Raw genomic sequence first — 20,930 nt, 5'->3', positions numbered from 1 at the left:
ATGCCGCCACATGATGAGCGGCCCGAGACGCTGCGCTGGCCGGTCATGCGGCCATCACCGCGTCCACCAGGTCCAGGCCCAGGTCGACACCGAGCCGGTCGACGCACAGCCCGGCGTCGCTGAACCAGTCGCCGGTGGCCTCGGGATGCGGGCCGACGACGCCGACCCGGCCCCGGCCGAAGCCGGCGACGAGCGCGGCGACGGTGCCGTTGGGGTAGGTGGCCACGACGGTGGCCTCCGCGCTGGGCCGCACCCAGAAGTACGGGCCGTCCTGGAAGAACAGCGTCCGGCTGCGGCCCCGCCACGCGACCTCGACGAGGGTGTCCGCCGTCGAGCCGACGGTGGCCGCCGTGGACGCGATGTACTGGTCGGTGTCGCCCGGCAGCAGGTCGAAGCCCGGGGTGGCACCGGCGAGGTACCCGCCGAGGCAGAACCCGAGGTATCTGCCGCCGGAATGGACGAAGCCGCGGATCGCGGCGCGGTGCCGACGCAGCTGCCGGTAGCCGTGCCGGAGCTGGCCGCCGCCGGGCTGGGCGTAGACGGCCGCGCCGGTCAGGGCGAGCGCGGAGACCGGCACGTCCTCGCCGGGGCCGGCGTAGCGGACGTCGAAGCCCCAGCGGCTGGAGCGCAGCAGCGCGGCGACCGCCTCCGGGCAGCCGGGCGTGGACGCCGGTCCCCGGTACACCAGCGCCACCGGTGACCGGGTCACCTCGACCCCCTCGGTGGCGGGTTGTCCAGGGTCAGCGCGGTGCACCGCACGCCGCCGCCGCCCTTGGTGAGCTGGGTCGTGTCCAGTTCCATCACGCGCAGCCCCCGGGCCCGCAGCATGGCCGCCAGCTTCGGCGCGCCCCGGGTCATGGTCACGGTGGTGCCGTCGCTGATCAGGTTGAGCGCCAGCCGGGTCGCCTCGCCGAGATCGACCTCGATGAGCTCCAGCCCGAGCCCGCGCAGGCGGGCCAGGCTCGGGTCGTCGAGCGCCTGCGGGCAGTAGGCGACGGTGTGCGGCCCGATGACGGCGAGGGCCAGGTCGAGGTCGTACCAGCGCGGACCGACCGTGCGCAGCGGCACCACGTCGTAGTCCAGTTCGTGGGCGAGCACCTCGTGCATCCGCCGGTCGGTGCGCTGCCCGTAGCCGGCGAACAGCAGGTCGCCGCAAGCGAGGGCGTCACCCTGGCCGCTGAACGGGAACGGCGCCTCCAGCACGTCGTAGCCGCGGTCGACCAGCCACTCCTGGAAGTAGGACGTCTCCGCCTTGCGTTCCGGCGGCGGGAAGCCCAGGACGGCACGGTCGCCGCGGACCACGGCGGCGTTGGCGGTGAAGACCATGTCCGGGCATTCCGGGGCGGAGGCCACGTGTTCGACGCGGCGTCCGGCCGCCAGGTGCGCGGCGACGATCGCGGCGTGCTCGGCCGTCGCGGCGGCCGGGTCGGGCTGCAGTTCGGTGTGCATGTACGGGTTGATCTCGTAGTCGATGCGGAAGTGGGCGGCGTCGGATACCAGCAGTTCGGTGTTCACCGGATGGTGCGCTCCTTGTTGTGTGGTGTGCGATGGGTTGTGCCTGTTCAGACGGCGACGATCACCGGTTTGGCGACGCCCTTGGCGGTGATCGCCGGTTGGGTGGTGACCCCCTGGGCGGGGATGCCGCGCCACCGGCTGCCGGGCGTGAGGTGCTCGCCCTTCATCAGCAGCGACAGCGAGCCGAGCGACACGTCGTCGCCGACGACGGCGTCGTACAGCACGATCGCCCGGGTGCCGAGGGTGGCGCCGGCGCCGACGGTGACGACGGACATCTTCATCACCCGGTCCTCGAACAGGTGGGTCTGCAGTGACACCTCGGCACCGACCGTGGCGTCGTCGCCGATCTCGACCAGGTCGAACTCGGTGAGGTACGTGGTGCCGATCCAGGTGCGCCGGCCGATGTGGGCGCCGAACCAGCGCAGGACCGGCGGCAGGAACGGGGTGCCGACGAGCATCCCGACCCCGGCCGGGATCGCGGCGGCCTCGTACAGGCCGGTGACGAACTCGGTGCGCCGCACGAACGTGCTCCACAGCGGCTCCACCCGCGGCCGGTAGACGCCGATGACGCTGCGTTTCGTCGCCGCGCAGCAGCCGATCACCGCGGCGCCGGCGGCCATGACGACCAGCGGCGAGACCAGCGCCGGCACCGGCAGGTCCCGGCCCCGGGCGAGGCTGGACAGCACCCACAGGTACAGGTACACACTCATGCCGAGCAGCGACGCGGGCGCGGTGACGCGGGCGAACTCGACCGCGAGGCGGTGCACGACGAGCCGCCGCGGCGGGCTGAACGTCTGCTCCTCGCTGAACGTGCCGCTGCTCTGCCGCAGCGGCAGGTGCATCGCCGGCGACCCCAGCCACGACGTCCCGTCCGGGACGTCGTCGTCCGGTGGCAGGGTCTGCACGCCGACGAGGCTGCCGGCGCCGAGGGTGGTGCCGGCCGGCACGAACGCGGCGTTGCCGACGAACGCCCGGTGGCCGACCTTGGTCGGCAGCAACGCCATCCGGCCGTTGGCGAACGTGGCGGCGCCGACGCTGGCCATGTCGGCGACGAAGCTGTCCGGTTCCAGGGTCAGCAGGTCGGGGTCGAGGTGTGCGGCGGTGGAGACCTCGGCGCCGCGGCCGACGCGGGCGCCGAGCAGCCGCAGCCAGGGCACGGTGTACAGCGTCGAGTACAGCGAGTTGGTGAAGAGCAGGCTGAACTCGAGCAGCTTGTCCGTGATCCACTTGCGCACGCCGAGCCCGGAGCGCGCCGGGTGGATGCCGGCCGGGGCGTGCCGCAGCACCAGCCGCTTGCCGAGCGCCACGACCGCGCAGGTGGTCAGCACGTACAGCGGCCCGGCGGGAACCGTCGCGAACAGGCCGGCGAGCAGCCCCCATTGCAGCAGCACCCACCACACCAGCACGACACTGGGCAGGATCGTCGCGATCGCGCTGAGCTCCAGGCCGACGACGCCGAGCGTGGCGGCGAGCAGATGCTTCGGGTGCCAGCCGCGGGCGAGGCCGCGGCCGGCGGCGCCGAGCATCGTCTCGACGGTCGGGCCGAGCGCGGCGACCGGCGTCGCCGGCGAGCCGGCCCAGCGGCTGCCGGGCGGCACGGTCTCGCCCTGTTCGAGCACGGACTGTTCGCCGAGCCCGGCGTTCGCGCCGACCGTCGATCCCGGTTCGAGGACGGCGTTCGCGCCGACGAACGCGTGCGGTGCGACCCTGATCGGTTCGACGACGACCCAGCCGTCCTCGACCCGCCACGGCCGCATCGACACGCCGTAGCCGACGCTGGCGTCGGAGCCGACCTCGATCAGGGTGGGCAGGCTCACCGAGCTGGTCGCGATGGTCGTCCGGGCACCGACGCGGGCGCCGAGCAGCCGCAGGTACAGCGCCATCAGCGGCGACCCGCTGAGCACGGCCATCGGCCCGATCGCCAGCAGCAGGTTCAGCGTCCACAGCCGCAGGTAGGTCGGGCCCCACAACCGGTACCGGCCGGGTCTGATGCCGGCGGCGACCGGCCGGGCGAGCAGGACCGGCACGATCCATCGCACGCCGAGGTAGCTGACCAGGATCGCCACCATCAGCTGGACGAGGACCTCGACCGACACCCGGCCGTTGTTCCAGGTGTACACGTAGGACACCGGCAGCGTGACGAGCAGCACCAGCAGGTAGATGACCAGTGCCTGGCCGGTGCCGGCCGCGGCGATCCGGCGGCTGTCGTGGCGCACCGGCGCCAGGCGGGGCGGGGCGGTCGGCCCACTGGTCACGGCCATCCGCCGGGCCATGCCGCGCACGGTCGGGTGGCTGTACAGGTCGCGGACCGCCGCGCCGGCGCACACGTCGCGGGTCCGCAGCAGCGACACGACCCTCGCTGCGAGCAGCGAGTGCCCGCCGAGGTCGTCGAAGAAGTCCGCCTCGACCGACAGTTGCTCCGGTGGCAGGCCGAATGCCTCGGCCCACACCGCGCGCACCTGCTCCTCGAGGTCGCCGTCGGCGGCCACGATCGGGCCGGCGCTCCGGGCGGGCCGCCGGTTGACGGGGGGTGGCAGCCGCTTGCGGTCCACCTTCCCGCTCGGCATGGCCGGCAGCGCCGCGACCACGTCGAGGTACGCGGGCACCATGTAGGCGGGCAGGCGGTCCTGCAGCTGCTCGGCCAGCCGGCGCACCACCACGTCGTCGGGCTCGCCGCCGGCGGCCGGACGCACGACGTAGGCGGCGAGCTCCTGGGCCTTGTCGAGGGCCACGACCGCCTCGGCCACGCCGGTGTCCTCCAGCAGCACGCTCTCGATCTCGCCGAGGTCGACCCGGTGGCCACGGATCTTGACCTCGGCGTCGGCACGGCCGAGGTACTCGATCTCGCCGTCGGCGGTGAGCCGGCCCAGGTCGCCGGTGCGGTACAGGCGGGACCCCGGCGGCGCGAGCGGATGCTCGATGAACCGGTCCGCGGTCAGCTCGGGCCGCCCGACGTAGCCACGCGCGACGCCGGGCCCGCCGATGCAGATCTCGCCGACCTCGCCGTCCGGGATCGGCCGCCGCTGCTCGTCCAGCAGCACGACGCTGTAGGTCGGCAGCGGCCGGCCGATGGTGACGGTCCGCCCCGGCAGCAGTTCGCACCAGGTGGCGGTGACGGTCGCCTCCGTCGGGCCGTACGTGTTGAGGATGCGCCGGCCGGGCCGGCTCCACCGCTCGACCAGCTGCCCGGGGCAGGCCTCCCCGCCGACGAGGATGCTGCGGATGCGGGGCAGCTCCCGCGGGATCGTGGCGAGCAGCGTCGGCACGCAGTAGAAGACCGTGACGGCGTTGACGTCCAGGAAATCGGCGAGTTCGACACCGAAGCGCCGCGAGTCGGTAGGCCCGGCGACCAGGGTCGCGCCGACCGACCACGTCGGCCAGATCTCCTCGATCGAGAAGTCGAACGCGATCGTCATGCCCTGGTACACCCGGTCGCCGGGGCGCACGTCGTACACCCGCGGCACGACGTCGAGGAAGTTGCAGATGCTCGACTGGGCCACCTCCACACCCTTCGGCCGGCCGCTCGACCCGGACGTGTAGATCACGTAGGCGGCCTGGTCGCCGCCGAGGTCACGGGTCGGGCGGTGGCTGTCGGTGTCGGGGGTGTCCTCGGCGATCAGAACCGGACACGGCAGCCCGTCCGCCCGATCGGCGAGTTCCGCCGATGTCAGCAGCAGCGCGATGCCGGAGTCCTCGGCGATGTAGGCGACCCGGTCCGCGGGCGACTCGGGGTCGATCGGCACGAACGCCCCGCCGGCCTTGCCGACGGCGAGCAGCGACACGTAGGTCGCGACGGACCGCTGCATCAGGATCGCGGTGCGGGCGCCCCCGCCGATCCCGTGCGCCCGCAGCCGATGGGCGAGGCGGTTGGCGCGTTCGTCGAGCTCCCGGTACGTGAGGCTGGCCCCGTCGCACTCGAGCGCGACGGCGGTGGGGGTGCGGTCGCAGGCGGCTTCGAACACCTGATGCAGGCGCCTCGCGGCGCGGTCACCCGGCTGGCGCGGCACGACGCTCGCCGTGGTGCGTGCATGGCTCACTAATACAGCCCAATCTCTGCTGATGCCGGCGGTGGCCCTGGGCGGACCGGCAGCGGGCATGACGAAGCACCCGCGGCGGGGCGCGGGTGGCGATGCTTGATCGTTTTTGGTCAAACGCAGAAGCGACACCCTTGATGGGGTGCCGCTCCTTCAGGTTGCCGTTCTGTTACGCGCTGTGCGGCTAACGTCAGGCAGTTCTCACCACGAGACCACCCTCAATCGCAGGTGGCGGTGTTTCCGGGCTTCTGCGCCTCACACAACGCCTCACGCTCGGGTCAGGCCGGAGCGGCCGGTCGGGAATCCGGGGCCGGGTGGGGTGGACTTCGCCATCGCCGTCGTGCGCCCGACCTTGACCGCCGCCTTGGCCGGTGTCGCCTTGGCCGCCGCCGCCTTTCGACCTGTTGCCTTGGTGCCGGTCTCCGCGGCTTTCGCAGTTTTGGCCGCTTTCGCGGTCTTGGCTACTTTCGCGCCTTTGCCGCGGGGCGCCGTCCTGGCGGGAGCGGCCTTGGCCCGCCCCGGCGAGCTTGTCGTTTCGGCCGTGTAGGTGATCAGGAGATCCGCAACCGCGATCGTCTTCCCATGTTTTGCCGCATCGCGGGCCTCGGCGACAAACGCCTCCAAAGCCTCTGCCGCGGCGGTCCGGTCACCCAGCCGGCCGGCCAGTCTGTCGAGGAATGCGTCGCGATTCATGACCCGGTCCAATCTGAATCTCCGCTTCCCGCACGACGATACTCGCGGCACCAGCCGGCAAGACAGCCGCCAAAAGTGTCGCATCATGGAAACACCGGGACCGTGTCGACCGACATGGGGGTTGCGCCGTGAGCGACATCGTCAAAGGAATCATGGGCGGCGGCTGGACGCTGCTGGTCGGCTGGTTCCTGCCCGCCGCGGTCAACGTGTTGCTGCTCGCCTATGTGGTGCTGCCCGCCAGCGAAGCCGAGGCCCTGCTCACCTCGCTGGACCGGGCCGGCGTCAACAGGGACCTCGCCGTGGCCGGCGCCGGCGTTCTCCTCGGGGTGCTCCTCGCCTCTGTCCAGACACCGCTGTACCGGATTCTTGAGGGCTACATCGGCTGGCGGCCGCAGGCCGCGGCGCGGCGCGCGCTGCCGCGCTGGGTCCCGTCGCTGTCGCTGACGCGCTGGCAGGAACGGCAGGTGAGCCGCAGAAACCAGCTCCTCGGCCGCCGTGATCTGCTGGAGCTCACCGAGCTCGAGGCGGGCGGCACACTCGACGCCGACGATGTCGCCCGCCTCCGCGAGTTGCGCGCCGACGACACCCTCCGGCGCTTCTTCGTCGAGGATTCCAGACGCAGTGCGGCACAACGAAACCTGCTCGACGAAAAGCTGCAACGGTATCCGGTCGACGAGCAGCAGATTGTCCCGACCCGTCTCGGAAACGCCATTCGCCGGTTTGAGGAATACGGCTACGACCGCTACCGTCTCGACTCGCAGAGAATGTGGAACGATCTCACCGCGACGGCGCCCGAACGCGCTGCAAAACAGGTCGAACAGGCCCGCACCACGGTCGATCTGTTGATCTGCCTGCTCTACGGACATCTCATCGTCGGTGCGGTCGCGCTGGGCACAATACCCATCGCCGTTGCCGATCACGAATGGTTGTTGGCGGCCGTCGGGGCAGGGCTTCTCCTGCTCGCCAGGATCTGGTACGAGGTGGCCATCCGCAGCACCGACGACTGGGCCGCGGCGGTCCGTTCACTGGTGAACCTGGGGCGCAAACCCCTCGCCGAGGCATTGGCGCTCGACCTGCCGGAGACCATCGAGCAGGAGCGGCAGATGTGGGGCCTGGTCGCGACGTTGACCGCCCGCCCGTATCACCGGGGCCGGCGGGCGGCGCTGGACCAGTTCCGGACCCGATCGGGCGCCGGCGGCAGTCAGCCGCCGAGGACGCCGTAGACGCGGGCCGGGTCGATCAGGACGGCGGTGCGGCGCTGCTCAGCCATGACCCGGTCGTACTCGTCCCAGTCGTCGTGGCTGCCTCCGGCCGCGGTGAACACCTCGCGCAGCAGCAGGCGCAGCCGCTCCGCGTCGACGCCCGGGGCAGGGTCGTCGGGGCCGATGAGCGTGGCCGCACCCTCGACGGTCGCCCAGGCCCAGCCGGACCGGATCGTCACGGCCAGCTGGGGGCGGGCCCGCAGGTTGGTCAGCTTGACCTTGCCGTAGGTGACGAACGCGAGCGCCGGTGCGCCGGTGAGCGGGTGCGGCAGCACCCCCGCGTTGACGAGCGACGCCTGGATCGTGCCGTCCGACCGCAGCGTCGACACGACGACCAGGCCACGCTCCTTGGCGGCCAGCGCGGCGAACCCGTCCAACGTTGTCATACCCACTCCCGTCGTAGGCGATCCCAGCAAACATATCGCGTCAGGAAAAACCATTTGACAGCCGCGATACGTTGATCCTCCGTACCTTTGGGCCGGCCGCACAGGCGCAGACCCGGGAGTTCGAGGGGGGCCATGCCCCTCCCGAAACCCAGGAGTCACGATGCGCCGGGCACCCGCCCTCTCCTTCCTCCTCGTCACCGTGTTCATCGACATGCTCGGCCTCGGCCTGATCGTGCCGATCGTGCCGGCGTTGCTGACCGACCTCACCGGGACCGCCGCCGACGGCGCCCGCTGGAACGGCCTGATCGGCTCGAGCTACGGCCTGCTGCAGTTCCTCGCCTCGCCGCTGCTGGGGCGCCTCTCCGACCGGTACGGCCGGCGACCCGTCCTCCTCGCGTCGTTGACCTGCCTCGGCGTGGACTACCTGGCCCACGCGGCCTCGCCCACGGTGTGGTTGCTGGTGCTGTTCCACGCCGTCGCCGGTGCCTGCGCGGGGACGAACACCGTCGTCAACGCGTACCTCGCCGACGTCACCGCACCCGAGCTGCGGGCCCGCGCGTTCGGGCTGGTCGGCTCCGCGTTCGGGCTCGGCTTCATCGCCGGTCCGACCGTCGGCGGCCTGCTCGGCGCGGTCGACGTCCGGCTGCCGTTCTACGCCGCGGCCGGGCTGGCGTTCGCCAACGTCGCCTACGGCTGGCTCATCCTGCCCGAGTCCCGGCCCGGCGACCGGACCACGCCGCTGACCCTGCGGGTCGCAAACCCGGTCGGCGCGCTCGCCGCCGTGCTGCGCCGCCCGGTGCTCGGCCGCCTCGCGTGGGCGCGGCTGTGCGCCGACGTCGCCCGCATGACCAGCCAGGTGATCTGGACGTTCTTCGTCACCGTCCGGTTCGGGTGGAGCACGGCACAGGTCGGCACCGTCATGGCCGCGGGCGCGCTCGCCGGTGTGCTGTTCCAGGCCCGGGCCGTCGGCCCGCTGGTGCGGTGGCTCGGCGATAAGCGGGCCGCGCTGCTCGGCGGCGCGGTCGCGGTGGTGGCGCTCACCGGGACCGCGCTGGCCACCGAACCGTGGACGATCTACGTGCTGCAGGCGGTCGGTGTGCTCGGTTCGGTCGGCGGCGCCGCGGCGCAGTCCTGGCTGTCCCGGGCCACGGGCGCCGACGAGCACGGCACCGTCCAGGGCGCGGTGACCGGGATCGGCGCCCTCGCGGAGACGGCGGTGCCGGTCGCGGCGAGCGCGGCGTTCGCGTGGTCGCTGACCTGTGCCCAGCCGGGCCTGGTCTTCCTCGGTGCCGCCTTCTTCGCCGCGGCGTCGGTACTGGTACTGGCCGCGTCGCCCGCGGCCCAGTGAACCGCCGCGATGGGCGGGGTCGCCGGGCACGTCGCGGGCCGTCACTCCCCCTTCGGCGCCTGGTCCTTGATGTCGTCGTAGCCGGCCGCGGCGGGCGCCTCGGCCGGCGCGTAGATCACCCGGAGCACCCCGGTCGGGAACGCCTCCGTCGCGACCACCTTCAGGTGCAGCGGCGCGTCGCCGTCGTCGAACAGCTTGCGGCCCTTCCGCGCCGCCACCGGGTGCACCAGCAGGCGCAGCTCGTCGACCAGCCCGGCGGCGAGCAGCTGCTGCACCACGGAGATCGAGCCGGGAATGAGGACGCCCTTGATGCCGGGGTCGGCCTTGAGCGCGGCGACGGCCTCGGTCAGGTCACCCTGGATCAGCTCCGAGTTGCGCCAGGTGAACTCCAGCGGCTGGCGGGACGCGACCACTTTGCGCGTGTCTCCGAGCTGCTTGGCGAACGACGCGTCCTCGCCGCCCGCCGCCTCCCGCCCGGGCCACGCCCCGGCGAAACTGTCATAGGTCTCGCGGCCGATGAGCAGCACATCGGAGGTGGCGTAGTCCTCGGTGACGGCACGGCCCATGTTCTCGTCGAAGTACGGGAAGTGCCAGTCGGGGTCGATCTCGGCCACACCGTCGGCGGAGACGAACAGGGTGGAGATGACCTTTGCCATCGGCGATGTTCCTTTCGAGTCAGGTCGGCTGACCCACCTATCAAACCGCATCGGCCCGCGCCGGGCTCCCGTCTCGGCGGCGTGGCTGGCAGAGTTGCTCCCATGTTGTTGGGCTACCTGCCGAGCCCCGCCCGGGGCGTCTGGCACCTCGGGCCGCTGCCCATCCGCGCCTACGCGCTGTGCATCCTCGCCGGCATCATCGTCGCGGTGCTCATGACCCAGCGGCGCTGGGTCGCCCGCGGCGGTCGCGCCGAGCAGGTCCTGGACGTGGCCGCGTGGGCGGTCCCGTTCGGCATCGCCGGCGGCCGGATCTACCACGTCATCACCAGCCCCGAGCTGTACTTCACCGGCGGGCGCGACCCGGTCCGGGCCCTGTACATCTGGGACGGCGGCCTCGGCATCTGGGGTGCCGTCGCCCTCGGCGCGCTCGGCGCCTGGATCGGCTGCCGCCGCGCCGGGATCGCCCTGCCCGCCTTCGCCGACGCGGTCGCCCCCGGGCTGCTCGTCGCGCAGGCCATCGGCCGCCTCGGCAACTGGTTCAACCAGGAGCTCTACGGCGGTCCGACCACGCTGCCCTGGGCCCTGCGCATCGACCCCGCCCACCGCCCGGCGGACACCCCGGACGTCGCCCTCTACCACCCGGCGTTCCTGTACGAACTGCTGTGGTGCCTCGCCGCTGCCGCCGTGCTCCTGTGGGCCGAACGGCGGTTCGACCTGACCCACGGGCGGCTCATCGCGCTGTGCATCGCCGCGTACACCCTCGGCCGGCTGTGGATCGAACTGCTCCGCGTCGACCACGCCAACCACATCCTGGGCCTGCGCCTGAACACCTGGACCAGCCTCGCGGTGCTGCTCACCGCGACCGCGTTCCTGATCCGCTCCCGGCACCGCGCCGACATCGCCGGCTGAGTCCCGGCGGGGCCCTGCGGCGACAGGACCCCGCCGGCGTCTCTTCAGTGGTCGGTGCGCTGCCCGGTGAGGAAGCCGACCGCGAGGAGCAGGGCGAGCAGGGCGTTGGCCAGGTCGGCGAGGTTCACCTGGAGGGTGTGCCGGTCGCCCTGGAAGAAGCCGGTGGCGACGCCGCCGAGCGTGTACGCGAGCGGGGCCCAGCGGCGCAGGCCGTGCAGGCGCCGGTTGGCGGCGATGAACACCGACGCGACCAGGGCGGCGAGCGCGGCGCTGATGGCGCCGATCGGCAGCAGGACGGTGTCGGTGCTGCCGGTGACGGCTGCGACCACGCCGCCGGCGACGAGGACGGTCTGCGCGACCGCCCACAGGGTGAGGAAGCCGCGGCCGGTGTGGCCGTCGCCGGTCTCCCGGGCGGCGATCATGCCGGTGATCATGATGGTCTGGCCGGCGATGGCCAGGGTGCCGATGATGCTGGCGACGGTCCACTGGGTGGTGCCCGGGGCGGCGTCGGACAGCAGCAGCGCCCAGCTGACGAACGTGAGCGCGGCACCGGCGAGGCCGGCGACGGCGGCCAGGCGCACCCGGTGCCGCAGGGTCGGACTGGAGATGCCGGGTGTGGTCAGCAGGTGATCGGTCATGGCGACGCTCCTTCGGGTGATGGCGATGCCGTCACGATGCGCCGCGCCGGGCGGGCCCCGCATGAGGCGAACCTCCCCGGCGGGTGCGGTGCCGGCGGGAGGTTCCTCCCGGGTGAATCGGGAATCTCAGGTGCAGACCGGAGGCGGCCGGGACCGGGATACTGACGCTCGTGACGGCTGCCGGCGCCCGGCCAGACATCCGGGTCGTGCTCGCCGACGACCACGTCGTGGTGCGCCGGGGCCTCGCCGTGCTGCTCGACACGCTGCCCGGGATCTGCGTGGTCGGCGAGGCGGACAACGGCGCCGAGGCGTTGCATGAGGTCGCCCGGCACCGGCCGGACGTGGTCGTGATGGACCTGCGGATGCCGGACGTCGACGGCGTCGAGGCGACCCGGCGCATCATGCGGGACTTCCCCGACACGGCCGTGCTGGTCCTGACGATGCTCAGCGACGACGCGCTGGTCGCCGACGCGATGCGGGCCGGCGCCCGCGGCTATCTGCTCAAGACCGCGGACCAGCACGAGATCGAGCGCGCGCTGCACGCGGTCGCCGCCGGGCAGGCGATCTTCTCCAGCGCCGTGGCGTCGCACGTGCTGCGACGGGTCGGCGCCGAACCCCGGTTCCCGGCGCTGTCGGCCCGGGAGCGGGAGATCCTGGGGGTGCTCGCCACCGGCGCCGGCAACGCCGCGATCGCGGCGCGGCTGTTCCTGTCGCAGAAGACCGTGGCCAACCACCTCTCGGCCATCTTCCAGAAGCTGGGCGTGTCGACCAGGGCCGAGGCGATCGTCGTCGCCCGCGACGCGGGGCTGGGCCGCGATGGCTGACCTGGCCGGGCATCGGCTCCGGGCCGCCGCCTGCACCGCCGCCGGTGCCGGCCTGACCGGCGCGGCCGTGGTGTTCGCGGTGCTCGCCGACGTCACCTGGACCCAGGTGGTGGACAGCTACACGTTCACCAACCTGGCCATCGGCCTCGGTTTTCTGCTGTCGGGCACGACGATCCGCTGGTTCGTGCCGCGCAACCGCATCGCGACGCTGTTCATCGTGTCCGGCCTCGGCGCGCTCAGCACCGCGACGGCCAGCATGATGCTCTGGTACGGCCTCCCCCGCGACTGGCCGTCACCGGTGTTGCGGGCCCTCGCCACGGTGTACATCGGCGCGTGGCAGCTCGGGATCGGGCTGTGCTTCGCCGTCGCGTTGCTGCTGTTCCCGACCGACCGGCTGCTGTCGCCACGGTGGCGGCCGGTGGTCTGGCTGACCGTGTTCACCGGCAGCTACCAGCTGCTGTCCGGCGTCATGTCCAGCGCGCAGGTCAACGGCGACCCGGCCGCGGTGTCGCTGCTGTCGGTGGGCTGGGACGTCGCCGGCACCGTCTACAACCAGGTCTTCGGCTTCGCCGGGCTGGGGTTGACGCTGCTCACCGTGGTCGCGCTGGTGCTGCGGTACCGCCGCGGCGACGAACTGGTCAAACGCCAGGTGCAGTGGCTGCTGCTGGCGTTCGTCATCATCACCGTCATCAACTCGCAGCGCTGGATCACCGGGTCGGGGCCGATCCTGTTCCTGCTGACGTTCACGCTCGTCCCGGTCGCGATCGGCGTCGCCGTCGTGCGGCACGAGCTGTTCGACATCAGGTTCGTGCTGTCCCGCACGCTGCTGTACACCGCGACCGTCACCGTCGTCGTCGTGGCCTTCGCCGGGCTGGTCGCCGCACTGTCCGCTGTGGTCTCGGACCGGCTGAGCCCCGGCGTGCCCACCGGCGCGGCCCTGGCCGTCGCGATCACGTTCAACCCGCTGCGGGTCCGCCTGCAGCGGCTCATCGACCGGGCGTTCTACGGTGGCCGCAGCGACCCGGCCGGCACCGCCCGGGACGTCGGCGAGCAGCTGCGCCAGGCCGACGAGCTCGCCGACGTCGTCGACCTGGCCCGCGTGGCGCTGCGGCTGCCGTGGATGGTGCTGGTCCGGCTACCCGACGGGGCCGAGCTGGCGCGGGCCGGCACCCACACCTCCGGCGCCGACGCGGCCGTGCCGCTGACCTACCGCGGCGAGCCCGTCGGCACTCTGCGGCTCGGCCTGCGCCGCGGCGAGACGACGCTGCACGAGTCGGACCGGCACACCCTCGACCTGATCTGCACGCCACTGGCCATCGCGCTGCACGCCACCGCCCTCGCCGAGCAGGTGCGGCAGGCCCGGACCGCCACGATCGAGGCGGCGGCGACGGAGCGGGTGCGGCTGCAGCGCGAGCTCCACGACGGGCTCGGGCCGGTCCTGACCAGCATCGCGTTCCGGGCCGACGCCGCCGCCAACGTCATGCGCACCGACCTGGACCGGGCCGACGGCCTCATCGGTGAGGTCCGCACCGACCTGCGCGCGGTCATCGGCGACGTCCGGCGCATCGTGTATGGCCTGCGCCCGCTCGAACTGGAGGACCTCGGCCTGGTCGGCGCGCTCCGCCAGCACATCGCGACGATCCCGGCGCAGACCCGGCGGCCGTTGCGGGTCGAGCTGGCCGCCCCGGACCCGATGCCGGTGCTGTCCCCGGCGGTGGAGCTGGCGGCGTACCGCATCGCCGTCGAAGGGATCACGAACGCCCTGCGGCACTCCACCGGGCGGGCGTGCCTGGTCGCCGTGACCGTCGGCGCCGACCTCGAGGTCACCGTCACCGACGACGGCGACGCCCCGGCGCACTGGCGTCCCGGTGTCGGCCTGCGCTCGATCGACACCCGCGCCGAGGAGCTCGGCGGCACCGCCCGGGCCGCACCGGGCGACGCCGGCTGGACCGTCCGCGCCCGGCTCCCGCTCAGCGCGGGCCGAGACGCCGCCGCGGGCCGAGACGCCGCGGGCCGAGACGCCGGTGCGGTCAGGGACGGATGAGCACCTTCAGTGCCTGCCGGTCGGCCATCGCCTGATATCCGGCGGGGATCTCCTCGAATCCGATGGTCCGGTCGAAGACCCGGCCCGGCTCGATGTTCCCCTCCATGACGTCGGGCAGCAGCTCCTCGATGTAGGCGCGGGCCGGCGCCACCCCACCGGTGATGGTGATGTTGCGCAGGAACGTGTCGAAGTCGAACGGCACCTGGCGGTACTGCGCGGCGCCGACCCGGCCGATCGTGCCGCCGTCGCGGACGATGTCAATGGACATGTCGACGGCGGCCTGGGTGCCGACGCACTCCAGCACGGCGTGCGTGCCGTCGCCGCCGGTCAGCTCCCGGACCGCGGCGACGCCCTCCTCGCCGCGCTCGGCGACGACGTCGGTGGCGCCGAACTCGCGGCCGAGGTCGGTGCGGTCCTTGTGCCGCCCGGCGAGGATGATGCGCTCGGCGCCGAGCCGTCTGGCGGCCAGGACCGCGCACAGGCCGACCGCGCCGTCGCCGATGACCGTCACCGTGGTGCGCGGGTTCACCCCGGCGGTGACGGCGGCGTGGTGGCCGGTGCAGAACACGTCGGAGAGCGTCAGCAGCGACGGCAGCAGCTCCGAGTCCACCGCGACGGGCAGCTTCACCAGGGTGCCCTGCGCCTGCGGCACCCGCACGGCCTCACCCTGCCCGCCGTCCACGCCGTCGACGCCCCACCCGCCGCCGTGCCGGCAGGACGTCTGCAGCCCTTCCCGGCAGAAGTCGCAGGTGTTGTCCGCCCACACGAACGGGGCGACCACCAGGTCCCCGATCTGGAACCCGGGCACGGCGGTGCCGACGTCCTCGACCACGCCGAGAAACTCGTGTCCCATGCGCCGGCCCTGCTCGCTGCGGGGCATCGACCCGAACGGCCACAGGTCGCTGCCGCAGATGCAGGATGCGACCACGCGCACGACGGCGTCGGTCGGCTGGCGCAGCACCGGGTCCGGGACGGTCTCCATACGCACGTCACCGGCGCCGTACATGATGGTGGCAAGCATGCGGGTGCTCCTTCCCGCTCTGGCCTGAACCCCCTCATCAGTCCCGGGTGGTCTCCAGCTTCGCCTTGTCCAGGGCCTCCCGGACCTGGGTCCACGGCTCGCCCTCGGGCCACGCGTAGTCCTCGACGACGAGCAGCACCAGGTCGAAGCGCTGCGTCCACTCCGCGTAGCCGAGTGCGCCCATGTCGGTCAGCACGGACTGCGGGTGCAGGTACACGCTCGTGCTCGGCACCCGCAGGTACTCCACGACGAGCGGCAGCTGCGCCTCGTCACCGGTCGGCGGCGGCACGGGCACCCCGTCGGCGGTCGCCGTGGTCAGCTCGAGGACGCCGTGGTGCCCGGCCCGGGCCCGGTGCACGAAGCGCAGTTCGAACCGCTCCGGGCGGTCCACGCCCATCCACCGCGACCGGAGCCGGACGGTGGCCGTGTCGTCGTCGAGGTCGAGCTCGACGGAGCCCGACCCGCTGCCGGTGGCGAGGAAGCTGTCGAAACGCTGCACCGGCCCCACTCTAACCAGGTGGCGGTGTCCGCCTCCGGTCCGTGCGACGGTTGCCCCATGGTGCCGGACTCGTCCGCGGTCACGGCCGCGATGTCGGTGGCGGAGCGCTACTTCTCACCCGCGTTCCTCAACCACTCCGTGCGCAGCTATGTCTGGGGCGCGATGTACGCCGAGGCCCACGGGATCGACCGCGACGACGAGCTGTACTGCGTGGCGGCGCTGCTGCACGACATCGCCCTGGCGCCGTCCTTCGACAGCCACACGGTGCCGTTCGAGGAGGCGGGCGGTGAGGTGGCCCGGGTGTTCGGCCTCGCCGCGGGCTGGCCGGCCGCCCGCACGGACCGGGTCGCGGAGATCATCGTGCTGCACATGCGCGACGACGTCTCCGCGGACGTGGACCCGGAGTCGCACCTGCTGCAGGTCGCGACGAGCTGGGACGTGGTCGGCCGGTGGCAGGACGAGTTCCCGCCGCAGGAGAGGACGGCGACGCTCGGCCGCTATCCCCGGCTGGGCTTCGGCAAGGAGTTCCTGGCCCACTTCGAGGACCAGGCCGCGCGCAAGCCCGGCAGCGCCGCCGCCGCGTCGGTCGCCAGGCACCTCGCCGCCCGGATCGCCGCCCATCCTCTCGACGCCGGCCCGTGACCGCAGGAGACGCCGGCGCCTGACCTCAGGACGGGACCAGGGCCATCGCGGTGCGGCACACGCGGTCGAACGGTTCGATCGACGCGGCCGCGCGGCACAGCACGTGGGCGCCCTCCAGCAGGGTGATCAGCGTGGTGGCGAGGTCGCGCGCGGTGTCCGTGGGCAGGCCGGCGGTCACCAGCCGGCCGGTGAGGGCATCGATCCACGAGGCGAACGCGGCCGCCGAGGCCTCGTGCGGGAGCTGGTCGGTCGCGACGGCGACCGCGGCCACCGCGCACCCGCAGCCGGTGCTCGACTCGATCACCACCGGCCGGACCAGGGTCAGGAAGTCCTCGACCAGCTGCCGTGGGTCGGTGGCGGGCAGCTCCTCCAGCCGGGCCCGGACCTGGCCGCCGTTGAACGCCGCGGCCTCGGCGACGAGCTGGGTCTTGCCGCCGGGAAAGTGGTGGTAGATCGCGCCGCGGGCGGCGCCGCTGTCGGCGAGGATCTCGGTGAACGACATGCCGGCCACGCCGTTGCGGCGCAGTGCGGTCACGGCCGCCTCGACCATCCGCCCGCGCGTGTCGTTCGGCACCGGAGGCTCCCCCCTTGACTCGTACGGTCATCCTAGCCCATAGTGCAACTAGCTAGGATGTACGTACTAGTCCATGGAGGAGAACGTCATGCCCATCACCGTCACCGCGCCGCGCGGGGTCCTCACCACCAGCGGCCGCCAGCGGGTGCTGCCCCTGCTCAGCCAGGCCGTCATCGAGATCAGCGGCGCCACCGGCAACAGCTTCTTCACCCCGATCGTCGGCGGTCACGTGCACGTGGTCGAGCCCGGCGACGTGTACGCCGGCGGCACCAACCGCCCACTCGTCGTGGTGAAACTCGAGATCCCGAACATCGCGCTCGGCAGCGTGGAGCTGCGCGCGGCCTTCGTGCGGGCCGCGACCGAGATCATCCGGTCCTGCGCCGTGCCGGAGCACGAACCCGCGGACACCTGGGTGACCATCTTCAACGCCCCGGACGGCGGCTGGGGCATTGCCGGGCGCGCCTACACCGGCGACGACCTCGTCGCCGAGATCACCGCCGCGGCCTGATCCAGTTCGACGGCGGCGTGGCGGCCTCAGGGTCAGGTCCGGGGAAACGCCCCGATGCGTCTCGGCCGCCGCGCGGGCGAGGCTGACCGGATGATCCTTCCCCGCCTCCCGGCCAGGTCCGGCAGTTCACGGTCCGACCTTTGGGTCCTGGCCGGGTCCGGGATCGCCACCGTCCTGCTGACCCGCTGGTTCCTGGCCACGGCCGGCTACCCGAAGATCGGCGGCGGCGGGCTGCACATCGCCCACGTGTTGTGGGGCGGGCTGCTGCTGGCCGCCGCGCTGGTGATCACGCTGACCTATCCGGGCCGGGCCGCCCGGCGGGTCGCGGCGGCAGTGGGCGGCGCCGGGTTCGGGCTGTTCATCGACGAGGTCGGCAAGTTCGTCACCGAACGCACCGACTACTTCTACCGGCCGGCCGCCGGCATCATCTACCTCAGCTTCGCGGTGCTGGTCGCCTTCGTCGTCCGGCCCCGCGACCCCGGCCGCCGCACCCCGGAGGAGCGCACCGCGGAGGCGCTGCGGCTGGCCCTGGACGGCGTCCCGACCGGCCTCACCGCCGCGCACCGCGCCGAGGCACTACGGCTGCTGACCCCAACCGGACGATCCCCGGCGGACGCGGCGGATGCCGCGGTGCGCGCGTTGGTCACCGCGCTGCCGGACCGCGACGACCCATGGGCGGCCCGCCGGCACGCCCTCGCGGCGCTGGCCCGCCGGCTGGTGACCCGGCCGGTCGTCGCGGTCGCGGTGGCAGGCGTCTACCTCCTGCTGGTGCCACCCCTGGTCGGCGGCGCGGTCGAGGCCGCCATGGGCGACCTGTGGCAGACCCGCGAACTCGGCGCGAGCCTCGCCATGGTCGCCGCCGCGGCCGTCGCCGCCGTCATCGCCGTGCGCGCCGCGTTCCTGCTGCGCGCCGACCGTCCCCGAGCGCTGCGGCTGCTGCGCGCGTCGGTCCTGGTCGACCTGCTCGCCGGGCAGGTCTTCAAGTTCACCGCCCTGCAGTTCGACGCCACCGTCGGCCTCGGGCTGTCGGTGCTGCTGCTCGCCGTCCTCACCGTCGAACTGGACCGGCGGCGCATACCTCTCAATGCCGGCCACACCCCGCCGATGTAGCAGTCGGGTAGCAGAACCATGCGGTGGAGGGTACTCATGGGCGTGTTCGCCAACATCGGCATCGTGCAGAAGATCGGCCTGCTCTGCGCGGCCGGGGTGGTCGTCTCCGCGGTGACCGGCACGACGGGCATCGTCGCGCAGGTGAAGCTGACCGACCAGGCGAGAATCGTACGTGACCTGCAGCAAGCCAGCGGTCTCATGCACCATCTCGACACCCGCGAGGCGGAGCTCAAGGTGGACGCGTACCGGGCCCTCGCCGAGAAGGACATCGCCGCGATCATCGCCGACCTGCCGGGCGACCTCGCCTCGGTCACCGACACCATCGCCGAGCTGGACACGCTCGACCTGCAGGACGCGATCCGCGCGCAGATCGACGACATCAAGGCCGACGCGCTGGCCTTCAACACGTTCATCGACACGTTCGTCCGCGACGCCGCCAAGGATCAGGCGTCCGTCCAGGAGCGCGAGCCCGAGATCGCCGAACGCAACCACGCCGTCGACGACAAGCTCGGCGCGCTGCAGGACGCGATCGACGCGCAGGTGGCGAAGGAACGCGACATCATGACGACGGCCCAGACCACCGTCCGCTGGGCAACCGGCGGCGTGATCGGGATCGGCATCCTGTTCTTCCTGCTGCTGTCGGTCCCGGTGATCCGGGCGATCAGCGGCCCGGTCCGCCGGGTCCGCGACGTCATCGAGGCGCTCGCGAAGGGCGATCTTACCCACCGCTCCGGCGTCACGGGCCGGGACGAGATCGGGCAGATGGCCGTCGCGCTCGACAACGCCATCGACAGCATCCGCGGCTCGATCGCCGAGGTGAACAACAGCTCCGACGCCCTGGCCGGCGCGTCGCGCAACCTCGCGCAGGTCAACGAGGGGATCTCGAACGCCGCCGTGACGTCCAGCGCGCAGATGACCGAGGCCTCCAACGCCTCGGAGGCGGTGTCGCGGCACGTCAACGTGATCGCCGCGGGCGCGGAGGAGATGGGTGTCTCCATTCAGGAGATCGCCCGCAACGCCGCCGACGCGGCCGGCGTCGCCTCCGGCGCGGTCCGCGAGGCCGCCGCCGCCAACAGCACCGTCGACCGGCTGGCGGAGTCGTCGAACGAGATCGGCTCGGTGCTGAAACTCATCACCGCGATCGCCGAGCAGACCAACCTGCTCGCCTTGAACGCGACGATCGAGGCCGCCCGCGCCGGTGAGGCCGGCAAGGGCTTCGCGGTCGTCGCCAACGAGGTCAAGGACCTGGCCCAGGAGACCGCGAAGGCCACCGAGGACATCCGGCAGCGCGTCACCACGATCCAGGCGGACACCGGCGCGGCGTCCGAGGCGATCCGACGGATGTCGGAGGTCGTGGAGGAGATCAACCAGTACCAGGCGACGATCGCCTCCGCGGTCGAGGAGCAGTCGGCCACCACCGCGGAGATGAGCCGCTCCGTCGCCGAGGCCGCCGTCGGCGCGGAGAAGATCGCCGGCAACATCGCCGGGGTCGCGGACGCGGCCACCGTCACCACCGACGGCGTCACCGCCACCCAGCGCGCCGTGTCGGAGCTGGGCTCGACGTCCCAGGACCTGCGCCGCCTCGTGGGCCAGTTCCGCCTGTGAGCCGTCGACCTCGACCCCGGCTCGACCCCGACGTCGAGGCCGCGGCATGCCGGCGACGGCCCGCACCGCGACCGCCTCCGCCACGAGCTGGACCTGGCCGCCGTGTTCCTCCTCATCGGGCGCCGCTCACGCCGTGTGCAGCCGCCCGAACTTGCTGCGGTGGAACACCAGCGGTGACGGATCCGGCAGCTGCGACCGCCCGGCCGCACTGAGCCGCAGCAGGATGATCGTGTGGTCGCCGGCGGGCACCTCGTTGTAGATCGTGGTGTCGAAATGGGCCAGGCCGTCGTCGAGCGTGACCGCGCCCTCGGCCGTCACGATGAGCGGCAGCCCGTCGAACCGCCGCTCGACCGCCCCGGCGAGCTGGCGGGCGACGGTCGAGTGGTGGTCGGCCAGGATCGTGACCCCGAGGTGCGGCGCGCGACGCAGGTCCGGCCACGTCTTGGAGGTGTTGGCGATGCAGAACGACACCAGCGGCGGGTCGAGGCTCACCGAGGTGAACGAGCTCGCCGCCAGGCCGACCGGCACGCCGTCGACCAGCGCCGCGACCGCCACCACCCCGCTGGGAAAGATCCCGAACACCTCGCGCAGCCGGTCCGGGTCGAGGTCCTGGTTGGTCCGCAACGTGGTCACGTCTGCTCCCTGCTGATCGCGGAAAGGAA

General features: G+C 72.7%; 20 protein-coding genes. 9 read left to right on the top strand and 11 right to left on the bottom strand.

Going from position 1 to position 20,930, the window contains the following annotated elements; all coding sequences use genetic code 11:
* Positions 1-43: 43 nt before the first annotated feature.
* From ACFPIJ_RS09180 to ACFPIJ_RS09165, 4 genes are all read right to left on the bottom strand, one after another.
* Positions 44-709 carry a BPL-N domain-containing protein gene (locus ACFPIJ_RS09180; protein WP_380114255.1) on the bottom strand — a complete coding sequence of 222 codons (666 nt, stop codon included), beginning with the start codon at positions 707-709 and terminating at the stop codon, positions 44-46.
* A complete protein-coding gene (locus ACFPIJ_RS09175) occupies positions 706-1,515 on the bottom strand; it encodes a dimethylarginine dimethylaminohydrolase family protein (RefSeq protein WP_380114254.1) in 810 nt (269 codons plus the stop codon). The genes ACFPIJ_RS09180 and ACFPIJ_RS09175 overlap by 4 nt, the downstream gene beginning before the upstream one ends.
* Before the next feature lie 47 nt (positions 1,516-1,562).
* Complete coding sequence (locus ACFPIJ_RS09170) at positions 1,563-5,552, bottom strand: Pls/PosA family non-ribosomal peptide synthetase (RefSeq protein WP_380114253.1); 3,990 nt, start codon at positions 5,550-5,552, stop codon at positions 1,563-1,565.
* Positions 5,553-5,816: 264 nt separating this feature from the next.
* The gene (locus tag ACFPIJ_RS09165; RefSeq protein WP_380114252.1) at positions 5,817-6,242 is read right to left on the bottom strand and encodes a hypothetical protein; all 426 of its coding nucleotides are present in this window, start codon (positions 6,240-6,242) and stop codon (positions 5,817-5,819) included.
* Positions 6,243-6,370: 128 nt separating this feature from the next.
* On the opposite strand from ACFPIJ_RS09165, the gene ACFPIJ_RS09160 reads away from it, so the two are divergent.
* Complete coding sequence (locus ACFPIJ_RS09160) at positions 6,371-7,465, top strand: hypothetical protein (protein ID WP_380114251.1); 1,095 nt, start codon at positions 6,371-6,373, stop codon at positions 7,463-7,465.
* Here the strand turns inward: ACFPIJ_RS09160 and ACFPIJ_RS09155 are convergent.
* Complete coding sequence (locus ACFPIJ_RS09155; protein ID WP_380114250.1) at positions 7,444-7,890, bottom strand: TIGR03618 family F420-dependent PPOX class oxidoreductase; 447 nt, start codon at positions 7,888-7,890, stop codon at positions 7,444-7,446. The genes ACFPIJ_RS09160 and ACFPIJ_RS09155 overlap by 22 nt on opposite strands.
* A 160-nt stretch (positions 7,891-8,050) precedes the next feature.
* Here ACFPIJ_RS09155 and ACFPIJ_RS09150 point away from each other — a divergent pair, with 160 nt between their 5' ends.
* On the top strand, positions 8,051-9,238 hold the full coding sequence (locus tag ACFPIJ_RS09150) for an MFS transporter (protein WP_380114249.1): 1,188 nt from the start codon (positions 8,051-8,053) through the stop codon (positions 9,236-9,238).
* A gap of 41 nt (positions 9,239-9,279) precedes the next feature.
* On the opposite strand, the gene ACFPIJ_RS09145 is transcribed toward ACFPIJ_RS09150, so the two are convergent.
* On the bottom strand, positions 9,280-9,894 hold the full coding sequence (locus ACFPIJ_RS09145; RefSeq protein WP_380114248.1) for a dihydrofolate reductase family protein: 615 nt from the start codon (positions 9,892-9,894) through the stop codon (positions 9,280-9,282).
* A gap of 102 nt (positions 9,895-9,996) precedes the next feature.
* Here ACFPIJ_RS09145 and lgt point away from each other — a divergent pair, with 102 nt between their 5' ends.
* On the top strand, positions 9,997-10,803 hold the full coding sequence (gene lgt, locus ACFPIJ_RS09140) for a prolipoprotein diacylglyceryl transferase (protein WP_380114247.1): 807 nt from the start codon (positions 9,997-9,999) through the stop codon (positions 10,801-10,803).
* Positions 10,804-10,847: 44 nt separating this feature from the next.
* Here the strand turns inward: lgt and ACFPIJ_RS09135 are convergent, their stop codons facing one another.
* On the bottom strand, positions 10,848-11,441 hold the full coding sequence (locus ACFPIJ_RS09135) for a hypothetical protein (protein WP_380114246.1): 594 nt from the start codon (positions 11,439-11,441) through the stop codon (positions 10,848-10,850).
* Between the two features lie 170 nt (positions 11,442-11,611).
* On the opposite strand from ACFPIJ_RS09135, the gene ACFPIJ_RS09130 reads away from it, so the two are divergent.
* Positions 11,612-12,265 carry a response regulator transcription factor gene (locus tag ACFPIJ_RS09130; protein ID WP_380114245.1) on the top strand — a complete coding sequence of 218 codons (654 nt, stop codon included), beginning with the start codon at positions 11,612-11,614 and terminating at the stop codon, positions 12,263-12,265.
* Entirely contained in the window at positions 12,258-14,309 is a 2,052-nt protein-coding gene (locus ACFPIJ_RS09125) for a sensor histidine kinase (protein ID WP_380114244.1), read from the top strand. Before ACFPIJ_RS09130 ends, ACFPIJ_RS09125 begins: the two co-directional genes overlap by 8 nt.
* Here ACFPIJ_RS09125 and ACFPIJ_RS09120 read toward each other — a convergent pair.
* Both ACFPIJ_RS09120 and ACFPIJ_RS09115 read right to left on the bottom strand, forming a co-directional pair.
* Positions 14,296-15,330, bottom strand: a complete 1,035-nt coding sequence (locus ACFPIJ_RS09120) for a zinc-binding dehydrogenase (RefSeq protein WP_380114243.1) — start codon at positions 15,328-15,330, stop codon at positions 14,296-14,298. The two genes, ACFPIJ_RS09125 and ACFPIJ_RS09120, sit on opposite strands and share 14 nt — an antisense overlap.
* 37 nt (positions 15,331-15,367) lie before the next feature.
* The gene (locus tag ACFPIJ_RS09115; RefSeq protein ID WP_380114242.1) at positions 15,368-15,829 is read right to left on the bottom strand and encodes a hypothetical protein; all 462 of its coding nucleotides are present in this window, start codon (positions 15,827-15,829) and stop codon (positions 15,368-15,370) included.
* 57 nt (positions 15,830-15,886) lie between these two features.
* Between ACFPIJ_RS09115 and ACFPIJ_RS09110 the strand changes: the two genes are divergently transcribed.
* On the top strand, positions 15,887-16,471 hold the full coding sequence (locus ACFPIJ_RS09110; RefSeq protein WP_380114241.1) for an HD domain-containing protein: 585 nt from the start codon (positions 15,887-15,889) through the stop codon (positions 16,469-16,471).
* 25 nt (positions 16,472-16,496) lie between these two features.
* Here ACFPIJ_RS09110 and ACFPIJ_RS09105 read toward each other — a convergent pair whose 3' ends face one another.
* Complete coding sequence (locus ACFPIJ_RS09105; protein WP_380114240.1) at positions 16,497-17,045, bottom strand: TetR/AcrR family transcriptional regulator; 549 nt, start codon at positions 17,043-17,045, stop codon at positions 16,497-16,499.
* A gap of 88 nt (positions 17,046-17,133) precedes the next feature.
* Here ACFPIJ_RS09105 and ACFPIJ_RS09100 point away from each other — a divergent pair, with 88 nt between their 5' ends.
* From ACFPIJ_RS09100 to ACFPIJ_RS09090, 3 genes are all read left to right on the top strand, one after another.
* Positions 17,134-17,553, top strand: coding sequence for a tautomerase family protein (locus ACFPIJ_RS09100; protein ID WP_380114239.1), 420 nt, complete (start codon positions 17,134-17,136; stop codon positions 17,551-17,553).
* Between the two features lie 90 nt (positions 17,554-17,643).
* Complete coding sequence (locus ACFPIJ_RS09095) at positions 17,644-18,663, top strand: hypothetical protein (RefSeq protein WP_380114238.1); 1,020 nt, start codon at positions 17,644-17,646, stop codon at positions 18,661-18,663.
* A gap of 36 nt (positions 18,664-18,699) precedes the next feature.
* On the top strand, positions 18,700-20,268 hold the full coding sequence (locus tag ACFPIJ_RS09090) for a methyl-accepting chemotaxis protein (protein ID WP_380114237.1): 1,569 nt from the start codon (positions 18,700-18,702) through the stop codon (positions 20,266-20,268).
* A gap of 126 nt (positions 20,269-20,394) precedes the next feature.
* Here the strand turns inward: ACFPIJ_RS09090 and ACFPIJ_RS09085 are convergent, their stop codons facing one another.
* Complete coding sequence (locus ACFPIJ_RS09085) at positions 20,395-20,901, bottom strand: flavin reductase family protein (RefSeq protein ID WP_380114236.1); 507 nt, start codon at positions 20,899-20,901, stop codon at positions 20,395-20,397.
* Between the last annotated feature and the right edge of the window lie 29 nt (positions 20,902-20,930).

It is taken from the genome of Dactylosporangium cerinum (assembly GCF_042653625.1).
GTDB lineage: Bacteria > Actinomycetota > Actinomycetes > Mycobacteriales > Micromonosporaceae > Dactylosporangium > Dactylosporangium cerinum.
Note: the sequence above shows the minus strand (reverse complement) of the source record. Positions and strands in the feature narration are given on the sequence as shown.